Origin of the sequence: Streptomyces poriticola (assembly GCF_036689765.1) — a bacterium.
Lineage (GTDB): Bacteria > Actinomycetota > Actinomycetes > Streptomycetales > Streptomycetaceae > Streptomyces > Streptomyces poriticola.
In genome coordinates, this window is record NZ_JBAGKH010000026.1 from 1 (window position 1) to 17,476 (window position 17,476).

Below are 17,476 nucleotides of genomic sequence, written 5' to 3' on the forward strand. Positions count from 1 at the left end.
TGCGGGCCCGCCCCTCGCCAGGCCCCGGGCGCCTGGCAACCGGCGCGCCGCCCACCCACCCGCGCGTGCGGCGGGCCCCGCCCAGCCGCGGGCAGTCGCGCCTCCCCCAGCCTGAACGGCCCGGGAGGTACCCCCAGGGGCGGCACGGGTAGGCGCGGGCGGCACCCCGACTACGCCGGGCCGCGCAACCCCACCCCCCACGGCCACCGCAGCGCCGGTTCCCGTCGCTCCGCGGGCTGGGGGTCGGTGTTCACCCCGAGCGGGCGGTGCTGGTGGGCCGGGAGCGTACGCCGGGAGGGGCACTCTCGTGCCGGGTGAACCGGCGATGGTCAGCGCAGCTCCTCCAGCATCGCCGCGCGCAGCCGCAGCGTCGTGACGAGGCGCTGGAACGCCTCCGCCCAGTAGCCGCCGGCGCCGGGTGACGCGTCGTCCCGTTCATCAGGTACCGCCAGCAGCGCGTCGAGGCGGCCCGCCTCGGAGGGGTCGAGGCAGCGCTCCGCCAGGCCCATCACCCCACTGAAACTCCAGGGATAACTACCCGCGTCACGCGCGATGTTGAGTGCGTCCACGACGGCTCGCCCGAGTGATGCCGTCCACGGCACCCTGCACACCCCGAGCAGTTGGAACGCCTCCGACAGGCCGTGTGTCTCGATGAATCCGGCTACCCATGCCGACCGTTCGTCCGGGTCGAGCGTGCCGAGCAGTCCGGCGCGTTCGGCCAGTGACACCGCTCCTGGACCGCCGGCCTCGGGCGCCCTCGGTGAGCCGAGCAGCGCCCTCGCCCACTCGGCGTTCCGCTGCCGCACGGCGGCCCGGCACCACGCCGCGTGCAGTTCGCCCTGCCAGTCGTCCGCCACCGGGAGGGCGACGATGCCGTCCGGTGTGTGCCCGCCGAGCCGCGCCGGCCAGGCGGAGAGCGGGGCGGCTTCCACCAACTGGCCCAGCCACCAGGACCGTTCGCCCCGGCCCGCGGGCGGCTTCGGCGCGACGCCGTCGCGTTCCATGGCGGCGTCACACTCGTGCGGCGCCTCCACGCTGATCGTCGGCGTGGCCCCGGTCCGGTCGACCGCGACGCAGGTGACGGCTCGCGCGGCCATCCGGGCGGCAAGGGACGAGCCGGGCAGGGCGGAGAGCAGCTCCGCGGCGGTCGTCCGTACGTTGCGGCTGCGGTCGGACAGGGCCTGTTCGAGGAAGGGCTCGTCCTGTGGGCCCAGGGCCGTGCGCAGGGAGTCGAGGAACATCAGGCGGTCCTCTGCCCGCTCCGACGTCCAGGTCGAGGAGAGCAGCTCACGGGCCGCCTCGGGGTCGTGGGAACGGAGGGAGGAGAGGAGGGCCACCCGCTCGGCGAACAGACCTTCCTGCCAGATGCGTCGCGTACGGGAGGGGTCCTCGGGGTCCGGGAGCCCGGAGCCGGGTGCGGTGCGCAGGGCGAAACGCCAGTCCGGGTTGAGGCGGGCCAGCCACAGCGCGCGCGGTCCGGCGAAGGCCAGCGCGGCCGGGCGCAGATCCGTCCGGCCCCGGGCCGCGTCCAGCAGGGCCGGCAGGGTCTCCGGAGGAGCCGCGTAGCCGCGGGTGTTCGCCGTCGCCAGCCACTGGGGGAGCAGTTCCCTCAGGTCCGGTGCCGTGCCTCGGCTGCCGGTGCCGGCGGATTGGTCGGCGAGCAGCATCGACAGTCTGCGGGCCGCGGCGGCGGGTAGGGGCGGGCGCGGGTCGGCGGGGGCAGGTGCCGGGCGGTCGGCCGGGTGGCCGGGACGCAGGCCGGACCGCCTGCGGACGGTCTCCACGGCCGCCGTGTCCAGCAGGGCCGCCGACACGGTTTCGCCGGCCGGCAGGCCAGGGGGAGTGCGCCGGTCCGTGCCCAGCAGGGCGGCGGTGACGAGGTCCTCCCAGGTGGCTGATGGGGGCATGCTGGTCCTTTCCGTGGTCAGCACAGCGGCACCGCGGGGCCGGGGCCGGTCGGCCAGGCCGTCAGCGGGGTGAAGCCGCGGTGTCCGCACTCGCCGAAGACCGTGACGGGCGCGCCTCCGGACAGGGCGACGAGACGCCACAGGCCGGGTCGGTTGCGGGCGGCTGGGGTCAGCGGCAGGGCTGTGTCCGCGTCGGCGTCCGCAAGTTGCCAGGAGTCGCCGTCCGGGGCAGGTATGACCCGGCCGAGGGTGACGGGCACCGAGTCCAACCACGGGTCGTCGCGGAGTGCCGTGCCGTAGCGGGTGACCGCCTGTGTGGTGGTCAGGCCCGGCGGGCGGACGTCTGCGGGCGTGGGCGCGGCGAAACGCCGTCCCAGCGAGGCCCGTTGTCCCGTGCCGGGGAGTATTTCGGAGTCCAGGGCCAGGCCCACCGGCAGGGCGAGCTCCGGGGCGCGGCCCGCGGCACCGTAAGAGAGGAGCAGCGCGGTGTGGTCCGCCTCGGGGCCGTACAGCCAGATGCGCCGGGTGGTCAGGCGCGCGTCCGCCGTGTCGTACTGGGCCAGGACCAACCAGTGGTCACGGACGGGCGGGCCGTCCGACGGGGCGGGCAGGCCGACCCGGGCGCGCACGGTGGCCGCCAGGCCGGCCGGCAGCCGCTCGTGGCGCAGCCAGCCCTGGTCGAGCAGGTGGAGCAGGGCGCACTCCTCCAGCAGCCGGGACGGCCAGCCGGGGCCGGACGACGGGATGGCACCCAGCTCCCGGACCCGCGCCGCCAGTCCGGAGGCCTGGGCGTCGACCATGCGGGCCGCCGTCTCCTCCCACAGCCCGTACCCGGACTGCTCCGCACCGGCCAGGCCGCTGCGGAGCAGATCCGCCAGGCGCTGCTCCAACTCGGTGGCGCCCGCCGTGATCCGCTCGGCGCGGCGCTCCGCCCGGCGCCGGGCCGCCTCCGGGTCGGCGGGGGCGGCGGAGCCGGAAGCGTCGGCCGACTGCTTCTGTTCCGTGCGCCTGCGGCGCGCCGTGATCCACTGGTCCGCCCAGTCCGGTGGCTGCTGTGCCACCGGGACCGCGGCGGGTCCTTCGGACCAGAGCAGCAGCAGCCCGAGCGCGTGTTTGCACGGGAACTTCCGGCTCGGGCAGGAGCACTTGTACGCGGGCCCCGCCACGTCCGCCACGTCGATGACCGTTTGATACGGCTTGCTGCCGCTGCCCCTGCACAGCCCCCACACCGTCCCTTCGTCGGAACTCCCCGTCTCGGACCACGGCCCGGCCGCGCCGAGTTTGCTTCCCGCTTTGCGTGACGCGGGGTCAGGTGCCAGTGCCAGCACCTGGTCCGCGGTCCAGCGCACCCCCTGCTGAGTCATGCCGTCGAAGGTAGGCCCACCCACTGACAATCGGCTTCGGGAAGGCATTTGTACAGGTCAGAGCGATTGTCAGTGGCGTGGTGCACGGTGGACACCAGATCCGAACCGGCCGAGCTGGAGGGGGACTCAGCCATGCCTGTGTCCGTTGAACCGACATCTGTCGACGCACACCAGAACGGGTCCGCGCCCGGGGCCGCGGAGGCGCTGCGGCCGCACGCCGAAGACGCCTTCGCCGCCGAACTCGCCGCGCTGGCCGCCCAGGACGACCGGCCGCGCCCGGCCCGCTGGAAGCTGTCGCCGTGGGCGGTCGCCCTGTACCTGCTCGGCGGCACCCTGTCCGACGGGACCGTGATCACACCGAAGTACGTGGGGCCGCGCCGCATCGTCGAGGTCGCCGTCACCACGCTGGCCACCGATCGCGCGCTGCTTCTGCTGGGCGTCCCCGGCACCGCGAAGACCTGGGTGTCCGAGCATCTGGCCGCGGCGGTCAGCGGCGACTCGACGCTGCTGGTGCAGGGCACTGCCGGTACGCCCGAGGAGGCCATCCGCTACGGCTGGAACTACGCGCAGCTGCTCGCGCACGGGCCGAGCCGGGACGCCCTCGTGCCCAGCCCGGTCATGCGGGCCATGGCGGAGGGGATGACCGCCCGGGTGGAGGAGCTGACCCGGATCCCGGCCGACGTACAGGACACGCTCATCACGATCCTGTCGGAGAAGACGCTGCCGATACCGGAGCTGGGCCAGGAGGTGCAGGCGGTCCGCGGGTTCAACGTGATCGCCACGGCCAACGACCGCGACCGGGGCGTCAACGACCTGTCCAGCGCGCTTCGCCGCCGCTTCAACACGGTGGTGCTGCCGCTGCCCGAGAGCCCCGACGCCGAGGTCGACATCGTCTCGCGCCGGGTCGACCAGCTCGGCCGCTCCCTCGACCTGCCGTCGGTGCCCGACGGGATCGACGAGATCCGCCGGGTCGTGACGGTCTTCCGCGAGCTGCGCGACGGGGTGACCACCGACGGGCGGACCAAGCTGAAGTCGCCCAGCGGCACGCTGTCCACGGCCGAGGCCATCTCCGTGGTGACCAACGGCCTGGCACTCGCCGCCCACTTCGGCGACGGCGTGCTGCGGCCCGGCGACGTCGCCGCCGGCATCCTCGGTGCCGTCGTCCGCGACCCGGCGGCCGACCGCGTGATCTGGCAGGAGTACCTGGAGACGGTCGTCCGCGAGCGCGACGGCTGGAAGGACTTCTACCGCGCCTGCCGGGAGGTGAGCGCATGACCGGCCGCGAGCGGCTTCCGGCCGTCGGCGCCGCGGGCGGACGGAGCGGGGACGACAAGGACGACTCGACGTGGACGCGCCGGGGAGCCAGGGGAAGGGGACGGTGTGACGGGCAGTGACCGCCGAGGCGGCGGAGGAGCCGCGGCGCCGCTGCTCCTCGGTGTGCGCCACCACGGGCCGGGGTCGGCGCGTGCGGTCCGGGCCGCCCTGGACGCGGCCCGGCCCCGGGTGGTGCTGATCGAGGGCCCGCCCGAGGCCGATGCCCTGGTGCCGCTGGCCGGCGACGCGGAGCTGCGCCCGCCGGTCGCCCTGCTCGCGCACGCCGTGGACGAGCCCGGCCGCTCGGCGTTCTGGCCGCTGGCCGAGTTCTCCCCGGAGTGGGTCGCCATCCGCTGGGCCCTGGAGCAGGGTGTGCCGGCCCGCTTCATCGACCTGCCGGCCGCACACACGCTGGCATGGGAGGCACCCTCCGTCCCGGACGAGCCGGAGACGGAGGGTGCGGCGGGGGAGCCGGGTCCGTCCGGAGTCCGGCTCGATCCGCTGGCAGCGCTCGCCGACGTCGCCGGGTACGACGACCCGGAGCGCTGGTGGGAGGACGTCGTCGAGCACCGCGGCGCGGGGAAGGGGGACCCGTTCGCGCCGTTCGCCGTGCTGGAGGAGGCGATGGCGGCGCTGCGCGAGACCTACGGCAGCGGGGGCCACGACCGGGATCTCGTCCGCGAGGCCCATATGCGGCTCCGGGTGCGGGCGGCGCAGCGGGAGTTCACCGACGGCGTCGCCGTGGTGTGCGGGGCGTGGCATGTGCCCGCGCTGCGCCGGAAGGCCGCCGTCGCCGCCGACCGGGCGCTGCTGAAGGGGCTGCCCAAGGTCAGGACCGACATGACCTGGGTGCCCTGGACGCACCGCAGGCTGTCCCGCGTCGGCGGCTACGGGGCGGGTATCGCCTCTCCGGGCTGGTACGGCCATCTGTTCGGCGCGCCGGACCGCCCCGTCGAGCGCTGGCTGACCAAGGTGGCGGGTCTGCTGCGGGAGGAGGACCGCGCCGTCTCCTCGGCGCATGTCATCGAGGCGGTGCGGCTGGCCGAGACGCTCGCCGCGATGCGCGGCCGGCCGCTCCCGGGCCTGAGCGAGACCACGGACGCCGTGCGGGCGGTGATGTGCGAGGGCTCGGACGTCCCGCTGGCGCTGGTGCACGACCGGCTGGTCGTCGGGGACGTGCTGGGCGAGGTGCCGTCGGCGGCGCCCGCGGTGCCGCTGCAGCGGGACCTGACCCGGCTCCAGCGGCGGCTGCGGCTCAAGCCGGAGGCGCTGGAGCGGGAGCTGGAGCTGGACCTGCGCAAGGAGACCGACGCGGGCCGCAGCAGACTGCTGCACCGACTGCGGCTGCTCGGCATCGACTGGGGCGAACCGTCCGCGTCCCGCGGCAGCACGGGCACCTTCCGGGAGACCTGGCGGCTGCGCTGGGAGCCGGAGCTGTCGGTCCGGGTCGCCGAGGCCGGGGTGTGGGGCACCACCGTGCTCGCCGCCGCGACCGCCAGGGCCGAGACGGACGCCGTCGCCACACCCGGCATCGTCGAGATCACCGCGCTCGCCGAGCACTGCCTGCTGGCCGAACTGACCGACGCACTGCCCACGGTGATGCGGATCCTCGCCGACCGGGCAGCGCTGGACAGCGACGTCGGCCACCTCGCCCAGGCCCTGCCGGCCCTCGTCCGCTCGCTGCGCTACGGCGACGTACGCGGCACGGACACGGCGGCGCTGACCGAGGTCGCCGCGGGCCTCGCCGAACGGGTCTTCGTCGGCCTACCCCCGGCCTGCGCCGCTCTGGACGCGGACGCGGCGGAGGAGATGCGGCGTCATGTGGACGCCGTGCACGGGGCGGTCGGGCTGCTGGGCGGCGCCCACCCACCCGACCGTGACGGCCTGCGCGGCCGCTGGCGTGCGGTGCTGCGGACGCTGTCCGCGCGGGACACCGTGCCCGGTGTCGTCCGGGGCCGCGCCGTGCGGCTGCTGCTGGACGACGGGGAGCTGGCGCCACCGGAAGCGGCGCGGCTGATGGGCCTGGTCCTCTCCCCGGGGACCCCTCCAGCGGACGCCGCCGCCTGGATCGAGGGTTTCGTCGGCGGCGGCTCCGGCGGCGGCCTGCTGCTCGTCCATGACGAGCGGCTGCTGGGCCTGGTCGACGCCTGGATGACGGGCGTCCCCGCGGAGGCGTTCACGGACGTCCTGCCGCTGCTGCGGCGCACCTTCTCGGCGTACGAGCCGGGGGTGCGCCGCAGCCTCGGCGAGCTGGTCCGTCGCGGACCGGGGGCGGTGGGCAGGGCGGCCGATGCCGGGACCGGTGTGCCCGGCTTCGCCGCGGAGCCCGACACGGAGCGGGCGGACGCCGTGCTGCCCGTGGTCCGGCTGCTGCTCGGACTGGACACCGACGACAACGAACTTGTGGGGGCGGGGACATGACGGTCGGGTCGATGGACGCAGCGCAGGAGCGGCTGCGGCGGTGGCGGCTCGTGCTCGGCGGCGAGCCCGCCGACGGCACCGGTTGCGCGCTGTCCGGGCAGGACGCCGCGATGGACGGGGCGCTCACCGCGCTCTACGGCAAGGGGGACAGACCGCGGACGTCGCGCGATCGTTCGGCAGGGCTGGGCGCCTCCGCGCCCTCCGTGGCGCGCTGGCTGGGGGACGTCCGCACCTACTTCCCGTCCTCGGTAGTCCGGATCATGCAGCGGGACGCCATCGACCGGCTCGGCCTCGCCGCCCTGCTGCTGGAACCGGAGATGCTCGAGGCGGTCGAGGCAGACGTGCATCTCGTCGGCACCCTGCTGTCGCTCAACAAGGCGATGCCGGAGACCACCAAGGAGACGGCACGGGCGGTCGTGCGCAAGGTCGTCGAGGACCTGGAGAAGCGGCTCGCCACCCGCACCCGGGCCACTCTCACCGGAGCCCTCGACCGCAGCGCCCGGGTCAGCCGGCCCCGGCACCACGACATCGACTGGAACCGCACCATCGCGGCCAACCTCAAGCACTATCTGCCGGAGTACCGGACGGTCGTGCCCGAGCGGCTCATCGGATACGGGCGGGCGTCGCAGTCGGTGAAGAAGGAGGTGATCCTCTGCATCGACCAGTCCGGGTCGATGGCGGCGTCGGTGGTGTACGCGTCGGTGTTCGGGGCGGTGCTGGCCTCCATGCGGTCGATCAGCACCCGGCTCGTCGTCTTCGACACGGCGGTGGTCGACCTCACCGACCAGCTCGACGACCCGGTGGACGTGCTGTTCGGCACCCAGCTGGGCGGCGGCACGGACATCAACCGGGCGCTGGCGTACTGCCAGTCGCAGATCACCCGGCCCACGGAGACCGTGGTGGTGCTGATCAGCGACCTCTACGAAGGGGGGATACGGAACGAGATGCTGAAGCGGGTCGCGGCGATGAAGGCGTCGGGAGTCCAGTTCGTGACGCTGCTGGCGCTGTCCGACGAAGGCGCACCTGCCTACGACCGGGAACACGCCGCCGCGCTCGCCGGTCTGGGCGCACCGGCCTTCGCCTGCACCCCCGATCACTTCCCCGAGGTGATGGCGGCGGCGATAGAGAAGCGCCCGCTTCCGGTACCGGACACGGCATGACGGCCGGGCGCGCGATGCGTGACGACATGTCGATGCCTCGTCGCCCGGCTCCTCCCGGAAAAACGGATATGACTACCCATCGGTAACCGGGGGCTTGCGCAACATCGGGCGTCCCGTGCAAGGATCGGCGACCGTCGGCGGTTTGCCGCCCCAATGCAGCCTCGCTCCACCACCCGGGAGGAACTCCCCCTCGTGACCTGGTCAGCCGCTCTGCCCGATGCCGCTGTGCGCGTGCTGCGCACAGCGGCCGGGCGGCGTGCGCTCCAGTTCGTGCTGCTGGTGGGTGCGGTTGTCGCGCTCGGCCTGTGCTGCGCAGAGCGGGCAGAGGCGGCCGACGGTCGGGCCACCGGGGCCACCGGGGCCACCGGGGTGGCCTCGGTGACGTCGTCGACGGGGGCGACCGTGGCCGAGCAGGCCGTTCGCATCCTGAGCGGCTCCCACTCCGTGAGCGGCTCCGATTCCGTCGGCCGCTCCTCCCGGGGCGGCGAGGAGCGCACCCGGGCACGTGAGCGCTGGGCGCGGCCGGTCGTTGACCCGGCGGAGCCGCTGCGCGAGGCGGCGGTCGCTCCGCTGGGGCAGCCGGTACCCGCTGCGGGGCTTGACCGTTCCGACGGGGCCGGCCGTTCCGACGGCGTCGGCCGTTCCGACCGGGTGACCAGGCCCGACGCGCCTTCCGCCGCGGCCCTTCCCGGGCTGCAGGACATCCTCGCGCTGTCCGAACCGGCCAAGCGGGTCGGCGAGTCCGGTGTCCTGCCCGGTTCGTCGGGCGGTGACGCGCTGCTGCCCGGGGCGGGCGAGCACCCGCACCCGCTGCTTCCGAGGCTCCCGGATCTCCCGACTCTCCCGGGTTTCCCGGACCTCCCGGCACTGCCCGACGCCGAGCGGATCCCCGCGGTGCCGCTGCCCGCGCCGGCCGGCCCGACAGCCCCGACACCGGAGCCGGTGACCTCGCCGGCCACAGGCGACGAGGGCTCCGACGTCGCCCGTATCGCCGCCGACGGCGACCGCGCCCCGGGCTCCACCCCCCAGACCGCCGGCAGACAGGCGGCCGGGGCGGGCGGTGCCGTATACGGGCCGCGGTTCGCCGGCCACGGGCGCCACGGCGACCAGCGCGGCGACGGCGGCCACAGCACCGACGGTCGCGGCCTCACCCACCCCGCTCCGGTCCGGCATGCGCCGTCCGGCGATCCGGACGGCGAGCTGGGCCACCGCTCCGCGGCCGACAACGGCACGCCGCGGCACGGCGACGCACACGCCGTCACGCTCCACCACCGGGTTCCGCTGCTCCTCGTGCCCGGCGCCGTCGTGCGTGCCGACGCGGCCGAGACCAAGGACCGGTACCGGGACATTCCCGTTTCCCCCGCCTAGGGCTCGGACCCCTACCCCCGCCGCAGACCTGCCGCGCGGGGGCGGAAGAGGTCTGCCCTCCCGTCCGGAGCCCTTCCCTTCTCCGGGCGGTGGCCGCCGGAGCCGTACCCGGCCCGGCGCGGAAATGTCCCCCATCTCGAGGATCCTGACGTACTCATGAACAAGAACATCCGCCGGTCCATCGTCATAGCCGCTGGTGTCACCGGGGCCTGGGCGCTGGGCTCCAGCGTGGCGAGCGCCGACGAGCAGCCCGCCGTCCCCGCCCCCGTCTCCGTCCCGGACGCGACGACGGACCAGGCACAGCAGACCCGGCAGCAGGCCGACGAGGCCACCCGGACCGCGATCGACACCACCACGGAGATCGACACCACCACAGAAGCCGAGTCGCGCGTCACCTCCGCCGTCGGAGACACCGCCGACGCCGCCGGGCAGGTGGCCGGCCAGGCCGCCGACGCCGCCTCCATGACGGCCGACGACGAGATCGACTACCTCTTCGGTCCCCTCTCCGCGTTCGCGCCGGAGGCGGAGCGTGCCTCGACGGCGGCGCAGGACACCGTCGGAGGTGTCCCCGGCCACGTCACCGGCACGACGGCCCCGGTCGTCGAGGAGACGGCAGAGGCGGTCACCCCGCCGGTGGCGGCGCACGCCGCCGCCGGTGCCGTTCCGGTCGCGTCCGACGCGGTCGCCGGCGTGCACGCGGTCGCCGCGCAGGCCGTGCACGGCGTGCAGCCGGTCGCCGCCGATGCGGTGGACCGGGCGACGGGCGCCCCCGCGGACGCCGTACTGCCGCCGGTCGCGCACACCGCCGTGGACGGTGTGGTGCCCGTCGCCGGGCAGGCGGTCCAGGACGCGAGCGGGCTGGCGTACGGCGTGGTGGGCGACGTGCGGCCGTTCGCGGGCGGCGTGGTGGCGGACGTACCGCCGTTCGCGCAGGGCGTCGCCGGGCAGGCCGGGCCGTTCGCCGGCGGAGTGGTCGGTGAGGTTCCGGCGTTCGCCGAGGGGGTCGACGGCGCGGTGCGGCCGGTGGTCGACACGGTCACCGAGACCGTGCGGCCCGTCGCCCGGGGGGTCGGCGGCAGCGCCACCGAGCTGGTGTACGGCGTCGCGGGGCACACGGCGCCCTTCGCGGGCGGCGTCGCCGGCGAGGCGGTGCCCTTCACCGAGGGGATCGCCGGACAGGCCGGCCCGTTCGCGCAGGAGCTGGGCGGGACGGTCCGGGGGGCCGGCGGCCCGTCGGCGGACCACGCGCTCACCGGCGCCGGGGGCGTGGCCTGGTCCGTCACCCCGGGCTACGCGCAGAACGCCGCGTTCGGCACCTCGGCCCCCGCCGAGTCCCACCTCTCCGGCCCGTACCTCGCCTGACGGCACGGCCGACCTCGCCCGGTAGGCGCACCTCGCGCCAACTCGGCGCACCTCTCGTCCGTCGGGCGCACCCGGCCCGCCGTGCGCACCCCGCCTGCTGGGCGCACCCCGCCAGGGCGCATCCCGGTTGCTGGGCGCACCCCGTCCGAAAGGCGCACCCCGCGCCCGGCAGGCGTGGTACCGCCCGGCGACCGTGAGCGTCGCCCGACGGGCGAGGGCGTCGTCCGACAGGGCGAGGGCGTCGTCCGCCGGGCGCACCGAGCTCGCGGAGCACCCGCGCGGGCGGGGGCCGAAATCCGTCGGCCCCCGCCCTGCCGGACCCCGCGAAACCGGGCCGGACGGTCCCCATTGGGGTGGGGATCGCCCGGCCCGCACCCCGGCGGGCCGCACTTGCGGCTCGCCCGGGGGTGTTCCACGGCCTCACCGGGTCAACCCCAGCCCGGTGAGGCCCCTCCCCTTCAGAGACCGGCTCCGCCTCACCGTCGGCACGGCGTGCCGGGGAGGTCGGCATCATGTGACAGGTATCACCGCTCAGGTGTGACCCTCGATTTAGGGAGCTCCCGCAAGCGGGGATAACCTGCGAGGCGGACATGCCGCGCGCTCGGACACCGTGTGCGCCTCCCTTGTGACACATGCGGACGTCACGTTGCCCTTCGCGGCACGCCCACGCATCCAACGAACCGCGAGATCACTGATAGGGACGGAAGCGCGTGGACCTGTTCGAGTACCAGGCGAGGGACCTCTTCGCCAAGCACGATGTACCGGTGCTGGCCGGTGAAGTCATCGACACGCCCGAGGCGGCGCGCGAGATCACCGAGCGTCTGGGCGGCAAGTCCGTCGTCAAGGCCCAGGTCAAGGTCGGTGGCCGCGGCAAGGCCGGTGGTGTGAAGCTGGCCGCCACTCCGGACGAGGCCGTCGCCCGCGCGACGGACATCCTCGGCATGGACATCAAGGGCCACACGGTCCACAAGGTGATGATCGCCGAGACCGCTCCGGAGATCGTCGAGGAGTACTACGTCTCCTTCCTCCTCGACCGCGCCAACCGGACCTTCCTCTCCATCGCCTCCGTCGAGGGCGGCGTGGACATCGAGGAGGTGGCCGCCACCCGTCCGGAGGCCGTCGCCAAGACCCCGGTCGACGCGATCGACGGCGTGACGCCGGAGAAGGCCCGCGAGATCGTCGCCGCCGCGAAGTTCCCGGCCGAGGTGGCCGACAAGATCGCCGACGTCCTGGTCAGCCTGTGGGACGTCTTCATCAAGGAGGACGCGCTCCTCGTCGAGGTCAACCCGCTGGCCAAGGTGGCCTCCGGGGACGTCCTCGCCCTCGACGGCAAGGTGTCGCTGGACGCGAACGCCGAGTTCCGTCACCCCGACTTCGAGGCGCTCCACGACAAGGCTGCGGCCAACCCGCTCGAGGCCGCGGCCAAGGAGAAGAACCTCAACTACGTCAAGCTCGACGGCGAGGTCGGCATCATCGGCAACGGCGCGGGTCTCGTCATGAGCACCCTGGACGTCGTCGCGTACGCCGGTGAGGCCCACAGCAACGTCAAGCCCGCCAACTTCCTGGACATCGGCGGCGGCGCCTCCGCCGAGGTCATGGCGAACGGCCTGGAGATCATCCTCGGCGACCCGGACGTCAAGTCCGTCTTCGTCAACGTCTTCGGCGGCATCACCGCCTGCGACGCCGTGGCCAACGGCATCGTGCAGGCCCTGGAGCTGCTCAAGAGCAAGGGCGAGGACGTCAACAAGCCGCTGGTCGTGCGTCTCGACGGCAACAACGCCGAGCTCGGCCGCAGGATCCTCACGGACGCCAACCACCCGCTCGTTCAGCAGGTGGACACCATGGACGGCGCGGCCGACAAGGCCGCCGAGCTGGCTGCTGCCGCGAAGTAAGGGACGAGGTCACAGAACACCATGGCTATCTTCCTCACCAAGGAATCCAAGGTCATCGTCCAGGGCATGACCGGCTCCGAGGGCCAGAAGCACACCAAGCGCATGCTGGCCTCCGGTACCAACATCGTCGGTGGCGTGAACCCGCGCAAGGCGGGCACCAGCGTCGACTTCGACGGCACCGAGGTACCGGTCTTCGGCACCGTCAAGGAGGCCATCGAGAAGACCGGCGCCGACGTGACGGTCATCTTCGTCCCGGAGAAGTTCACCAAGGACGCGGTCGTCGAGGCGATCGACGCCGAGATCCCGCTCGCGGTCGTCATCACCGAGGGCATCGCGGTGCACGACACGGCCGCGTTCTGGGCGTACGCCGGCAAGAAGGGCAACAAGACCCGCATCGTCGGTCCGAACTGCCCCGGCCTGATCACCCCCGGTCAGTCGAACGCCGGCATCATCCCGGCCGACATCACCAAGCCGGGCCGGATCGGCCTGGTCTCGAAGTCCGGCACGCTGACGTACCAGATGATGTACGAGCTGCGTGACATCGGCTTCTCGACCTGCGTCGGCATCGGCGGTGACCCGATCATCGGCACCACCCACATCGACGCCCTGAAGGCCTTCCAGGACGACCCCGACACCGACCTGATCGTCATGATCGGTGAGATCGGCGGCGACGCCGAGGAGCGGGCCGCGGCCTTCATCAAGGAGAACGTGACCAAGCCGGTCGTCGGCTACGTCGCGGGCTTCACCGCGCCCGAGGGCAAGACCATGGGCCACGCCGGCGCCATCGTCTCCGGTTCCTCCGGCACCGCCCAGGCCAAGAAGGAGGCCCTGGAGGCCGCCGGGGTCAAGGTCGGCAAGACCCCGACGGAGACGGCGAAGCTGGCCCGCGAGATCCTCGCCGGCTGAGCGGCACACGCCTCAAGGGCCCGCACCCCCGGCCGGACCGAGGGCGCGGGCCCTTCCGCGTGCCGGGCTGTCTGCGTACCGGCGTCTCTGCATGCCGGTCCTTTCGCCTTCCTGCCTCTCCGCGCGCCGGGCTTCTCGCATGCCGGCCTCTCCGCGTGCCGGGTTTTCCGCCGACCGGCCTCTCCGCGGGCCCGGATCTTTCGCGCACCAGGCCCTTCCGCCTGCCGACCCTTCCCCGTACTGGTCCAGCCCGGCCGCGTCACCGGGCCTGCGGGACCAGCCGCTGCGTTCCGCTCTGCAGGTCATCGCGGAGCTTGGCCCGCAGCTGAAGCTCCTCATCAGACAGCGGCCCCGGCGCCTGCCGCGGCGGCACTCCCCGTACGGTCTCGCCCGGGGCCACCGGCGGCTCGTACTGCGTGGGAGCCGTGCGCACCGTCAGCGCCGTCGCCCCGACCAGGGCGACCGTGAAGGCGATCGCCGCCCTGGTCCAGAACCGCGCCCGGCGCTCGCTGCCCGCTCGCACCGACGGCGGCCTACCGGTGCGCAGCCGCTCGGTGGACGCAAGCTCGGCCAGCCGGCGGTGCAGCTCCTGGGGGTCCTCCAGCTCGGGCAGCCGGGCCGAGACGGCCGCCCGGGCCCGCAGCAGACGGTTGGCGCTGGCCGGAGTGGTCGCCTCCGTCTCCGCCGCCGTCTCCGCCAGCCCCAGGCCGACCCCGTCGTACAGCACGAGCGTGCGGCGGTGCGACGGCGGGAGCTTGAGCAGCGCTCTCATCAGGAGGCGGTCGGAGATGCCGGCGGGCGGAGCCTCGGCATGCCGGTGGCGCAGCCGGAACCGGTGCCAGGGGGAGAGCGCGTACTCGTAGACCGCCGCCCGCACCCAGCCTGCCGGGTCCGGGTCGCGGGCCACCTCCGGCCAGCGTTCCCAGGCGAGTTGAAAGGCCCGCTCGACCGACTCGCGCGCCAGCTCACGGCGGCCGGACAGCAGGTAGGCCTGCCGGACGAGGGCGGGTGCGCAGAACGCGTAGAGCGCGTCGAAGGCCTGAGCGGGCGTCAGCGTGCCGGGCCGCTCGGCGGGCTCCGCGTTCTCGGCGTCGGGCCCGGAACCTGGGACGGACCCGGGCTCCGGCCCGTGCGGGCCCTCGGCGGAGACGGCGGCGTCGCCCGCGGGCACGGGGGCCGGAGGGCCGGCCGCGCCGGCCTCCCGACCGGCCTCCGTGCCGGCACCGGCCTCACCAGCGATTTCTCCGGCCGCCGGAGCGGAGTCCGCGCCCGCGGCCACGGCCGTCGGTGAGCCACCGCTCGCTCCGGCCGTCCGTTGCTCCTCCGCCGCCCCTGTGGTCTTCACCTGAGTCGCGGTCACGGCCGCCTCCACCTCCAGTGTGTTCAGCAGCCTCGCGTATGCCTCCCTCTTCCGGCCGCGCGGGGTCGAGCGGCCGGACTCCCATGCGCGTACCGTCTCTCGGCTGACGCCCATCCGCGCCGCGACCTGACCTCGCGTCAGCGAGGCGGTCTCACGCAGGTGTCGGCGCGCCATGGGGGGAGGCAGCGGGGGCGCAGTGCTCCGTGTCACCGGTCGCCCTTCCGTGCGCTGCGTTCAGAAAAGAACATAAACGTATATTGAGCGACACAGCGGCTCTTCGCCCGTTACGCCGGTAAAGCGCGTGTCGTTGGGAGCATGGCGGGCGTGACCCAGACGACCGCTCGCCGACCGCAGCCCCCCTCGCCGGTGTCCCGCCTGCGCGCCCGGTGGCGCGACCGCTCGCCCGGTCTGTCCGCCGGGCTGCTGAACGGTGCGGTCGCGGCCGGGCTGGGGATCGCCTCGCTCGCGGTGCTCGTGATGGTGCTGTGGATCAGCTCGCCGTACCCCGACAGCGGACCCGACGGCGCGCTGCATGTCGCTGCCGCGCTGTGGCTGCTGGCACACGGCGCGGAACTGATCCGCGCCGACACGCTCTCCGGCGTCCCCGCGCCCGTCGGCGTCACCCCGCTGCTGCTCGTCCTGCTGCCGGTGTGGCTCGTGCACCGGGCGGCCCGGGACGCCACGGACGCCGGGGCGGGCGTGGCCGTGGGCTCCGGGCCTGGAGTGGGGCTGGGCGCGGCGGCGGGTCGGGCCGACGGGCCGCCGCCGGTCTCCGCGCGCGTCGCCTGGGCGGGTGTCGTCCTCGGCTATCTCGCCGTCGCCGCGCCCGTCGTCCTCTACGCGGCCGGCGGGGCGCTGCGGCCTTCCTGGGGAGCGACGGCGTTGTGCCTGCCGCTGGTCGCCATGGGTGCCGCGGGCGCCGGGGTGTGGACGGCGTTCGGCCGTCCCGGCGGACCGGTGGGCCGGGCGCTGGCCCGGTTGCCGCGCAGCGTGCGGGAGCTGATCGTCGAGCCGGACGCGCGTCTGGGCGCCGCGACGCGCGCCGCGTGCGCCGGGACGGCCGTGCTCGTCGGCGGCGGGGCGCTGCTGCTGGCGGTGTCACTGCTGTGGCACCACGGGGCGGCTCGCACGTCCTTCCTGCGGCTGGCGGAGGGCTGGTCGGGGCAGTTCGCGGTACTGCTGCTCTGTCTGGCGCTGGTGCCGAACGCGGCGGTGTGGGCGGCGGCGTACTCCCTCGGCCCCGGCTTCGTGCTCGGCACCGGTCATCTGGTCGGGCCGCTCTCCTCCGCCCCCGCCCCGCTGCTGCCGCCGTTCCCGCTGCTCGCGGCCGTGCCGGAGCCGGGACCGGGCACATGGTTGCACTGGGCGGCCGGCGCGGTGCCGCTGGCGGCCGGGGTGACGGCGGGCTGGTTCACCGGCCGGTCGGCCGCGGGCGCAGGGCGGGAGCCGTACGACGGCGATGGCGACGGCGACGGCGTTGTCGGTGTCGGAGGCGGCGGCGACGGCGGCGTGGTGCCCTGGTCGAACCGGCGGACCACGGTCGCCGCCGTCCTGGCGGCCGTGCTGTGCGGGGCGCTGCTCGCGCTGCTCGCCGCGGTGTCGGGCGGTCCGCTGGGCGTCGCCGCCCTGGCCCGCTTCGGCCCGGTGTGGTGGCAGGCCGGGGGCGCGACCCTGGCCTGGACCCTGGTGGCGGCGGTCCCGGCGGCGCTCGCGGTACGGGCATGGCGGTGCCGGGACAGGCGGGGCGGGGGAGCGGCATCAGCGGAGGTCGCGGCTCCGGACCGGCCGACGTCGGGGCGGCCGGCCTCGGGGCGATCGACGTCAGGGCGATCGACGTCAGGGCGAGCTACGCCGGACGCACCCAGGTGGTGGCGCCGTCTCGTGCCGCTTCGGCCGATCGGCGCCCGGCTGCCGCGCCGCAAGCCGGCACAGGCGGCCGGGCTCCCGCGGCTGCGTGGGCAGAGCGCCGCGGCGAACGCGCCGGCGGGCGTGGAGACGGCCGACGACGAGCCGTACGACTTCCTGCCCCTGGACCCGCTGCCCCTCACCCGACCGCTGCCGCCGCCCACCGGCCCGCTGCCCCGCAACACCCCCACACCCCCGACCGGCCTCAGAAACCCCCGCGCCCCCGAGCCGCCCGATGCAGGGCACCCCTGAGCCGTCACCGGAAGCCGATCAGCGTGTCCCTTCCCGGCACCGCGCCCTCCACACGCGGATCCGCCCGAGACGCGCGGATCCGCCCGAGACCGCCACGCCGATCGACGCCGCACCCGGGACACGACCCGCCCCCGACCCAGCCGACCGGGCTCCGCCCGGTCCGATGTGGCTCACCCGACCCGACTCAGCTGGTCCGACCCGACTCAGCTGGTCCGACCCGACTCAGCCGGTCCGACTCGACCTCGCTCGGTTCGACGCGACTCGT

At 74.8% G+C, this 17,476-nt stretch carries 11 protein-coding genes; 8 read left to right on the plus strand and 3 right to left on the minus strand.

The annotated features are described in order from the left end of the window. Nucleotides 1-329: 329 nt before the first annotated feature. Together V5O46_RS24885 and V5O46_RS24890 are read right to left on the minus strand one after the other, a co-directional pair. Nucleotides 330-1,907 carry a DUF5691 domain-containing protein gene (locus V5O46_RS24885; RefSeq protein WP_332886918.1) on the minus strand — a complete coding sequence of 526 codons (1,578 nt, stop codon included), beginning with the start codon at nucleotides 1,905-1,907 and terminating at the stop codon, nucleotides 330-332. Between the two features lie 17 nt (nucleotides 1,908-1,924). Next, the gene (locus tag V5O46_RS24890) at nucleotides 1,925-3,271 is read right to left on the minus strand and encodes an SWIM zinc finger family protein (protein WP_332886919.1); all 1,347 of its coding nucleotides are present in this window, start codon (nucleotides 3,269-3,271) and stop codon (nucleotides 1,925-1,927) included. Nucleotides 3,272-3,403: 132 nt separating this feature from the next. Between V5O46_RS24890 and V5O46_RS24895 the strand changes: the two genes are divergently transcribed. From V5O46_RS24895 to sucD, 7 genes are all read left to right on the plus strand, one after another. Beyond that, on the plus strand, nucleotides 3,404-4,546 hold the full coding sequence (locus tag V5O46_RS24895; protein ID WP_332886920.1) for an ATP-binding protein: 1,143 nt from the start codon (nucleotides 3,404-3,406) through the stop codon (nucleotides 4,544-4,546). Nucleotides 4,547-4,651: 105 nt separating this feature from the next. Further along, nucleotides 4,652-7,006, plus strand: a complete 2,355-nt coding sequence (locus tag V5O46_RS24900; RefSeq protein ID WP_332886921.1) for a DUF5682 family protein — start codon at nucleotides 4,652-4,654, stop codon at nucleotides 7,004-7,006. Continuing rightward, the gene (locus tag V5O46_RS24905) at nucleotides 7,003-8,166 is read left to right on the plus strand and encodes a VWA domain-containing protein (protein WP_332886922.1); all 1,164 of its coding nucleotides are present in this window, start codon (nucleotides 7,003-7,005) and stop codon (nucleotides 8,164-8,166) included. Before V5O46_RS24900 ends, V5O46_RS24905 begins: the two co-directional genes overlap by 4 nt. A 192-nt stretch (nucleotides 8,167-8,358) precedes the next feature. Further along, nucleotides 8,359-9,534 carry a hypothetical protein gene (locus tag V5O46_RS24910; RefSeq protein WP_332886923.1) on the plus strand — a complete coding sequence of 392 codons (1,176 nt, stop codon included), beginning with the start codon at nucleotides 8,359-8,361 and terminating at the stop codon, nucleotides 9,532-9,534. Between the two features lie 156 nt (nucleotides 9,535-9,690). Beyond that, on the plus strand, nucleotides 9,691-10,896 hold the full coding sequence (locus tag V5O46_RS24915) for a hypothetical protein (protein ID WP_332886924.1): 1,206 nt from the start codon (nucleotides 9,691-9,693) through the stop codon (nucleotides 10,894-10,896). A gap of 710 nt (nucleotides 10,897-11,606) precedes the next feature. Further along, nucleotides 11,607-12,788, plus strand: coding sequence for an ADP-forming succinate--CoA ligase subunit beta (gene sucC / locus V5O46_RS24920; protein ID WP_332886925.1), 1,182 nt, complete (start codon nucleotides 11,607-11,609; stop codon nucleotides 12,786-12,788). 21 nt (nucleotides 12,789-12,809) lie between these two features. Beyond that, entirely contained in the window at nucleotides 12,810-13,694 is an 885-nt protein-coding gene (gene sucD / locus V5O46_RS24925; protein WP_332886926.1) for a succinate--CoA ligase subunit alpha, read from the plus strand. Between the two features lie 259 nt (nucleotides 13,695-13,953). On the opposite strand, the gene V5O46_RS24930 is transcribed toward sucD, so the two are convergent. Continuing rightward, nucleotides 13,954-15,228 carry a helix-turn-helix domain-containing protein gene (locus V5O46_RS24930; RefSeq protein ID WP_408649050.1) on the minus strand — a complete coding sequence of 425 codons (1,275 nt, stop codon included), beginning with the start codon at nucleotides 15,226-15,228 and terminating at the stop codon, nucleotides 13,954-13,956. 141 nt (nucleotides 15,229-15,369) lie between these two features. Here V5O46_RS24930 and V5O46_RS24935 point away from each other — a divergent pair, with 141 nt between their 5' ends. After that, on the plus strand, nucleotides 15,370-17,211 hold the full coding sequence (locus V5O46_RS24935) for a cell division protein PerM (RefSeq protein WP_332886928.1): 1,842 nt from the start codon (nucleotides 15,370-15,372) through the stop codon (nucleotides 17,209-17,211). Nucleotides 17,212-17,476 lie beyond the last annotated feature (265 nt).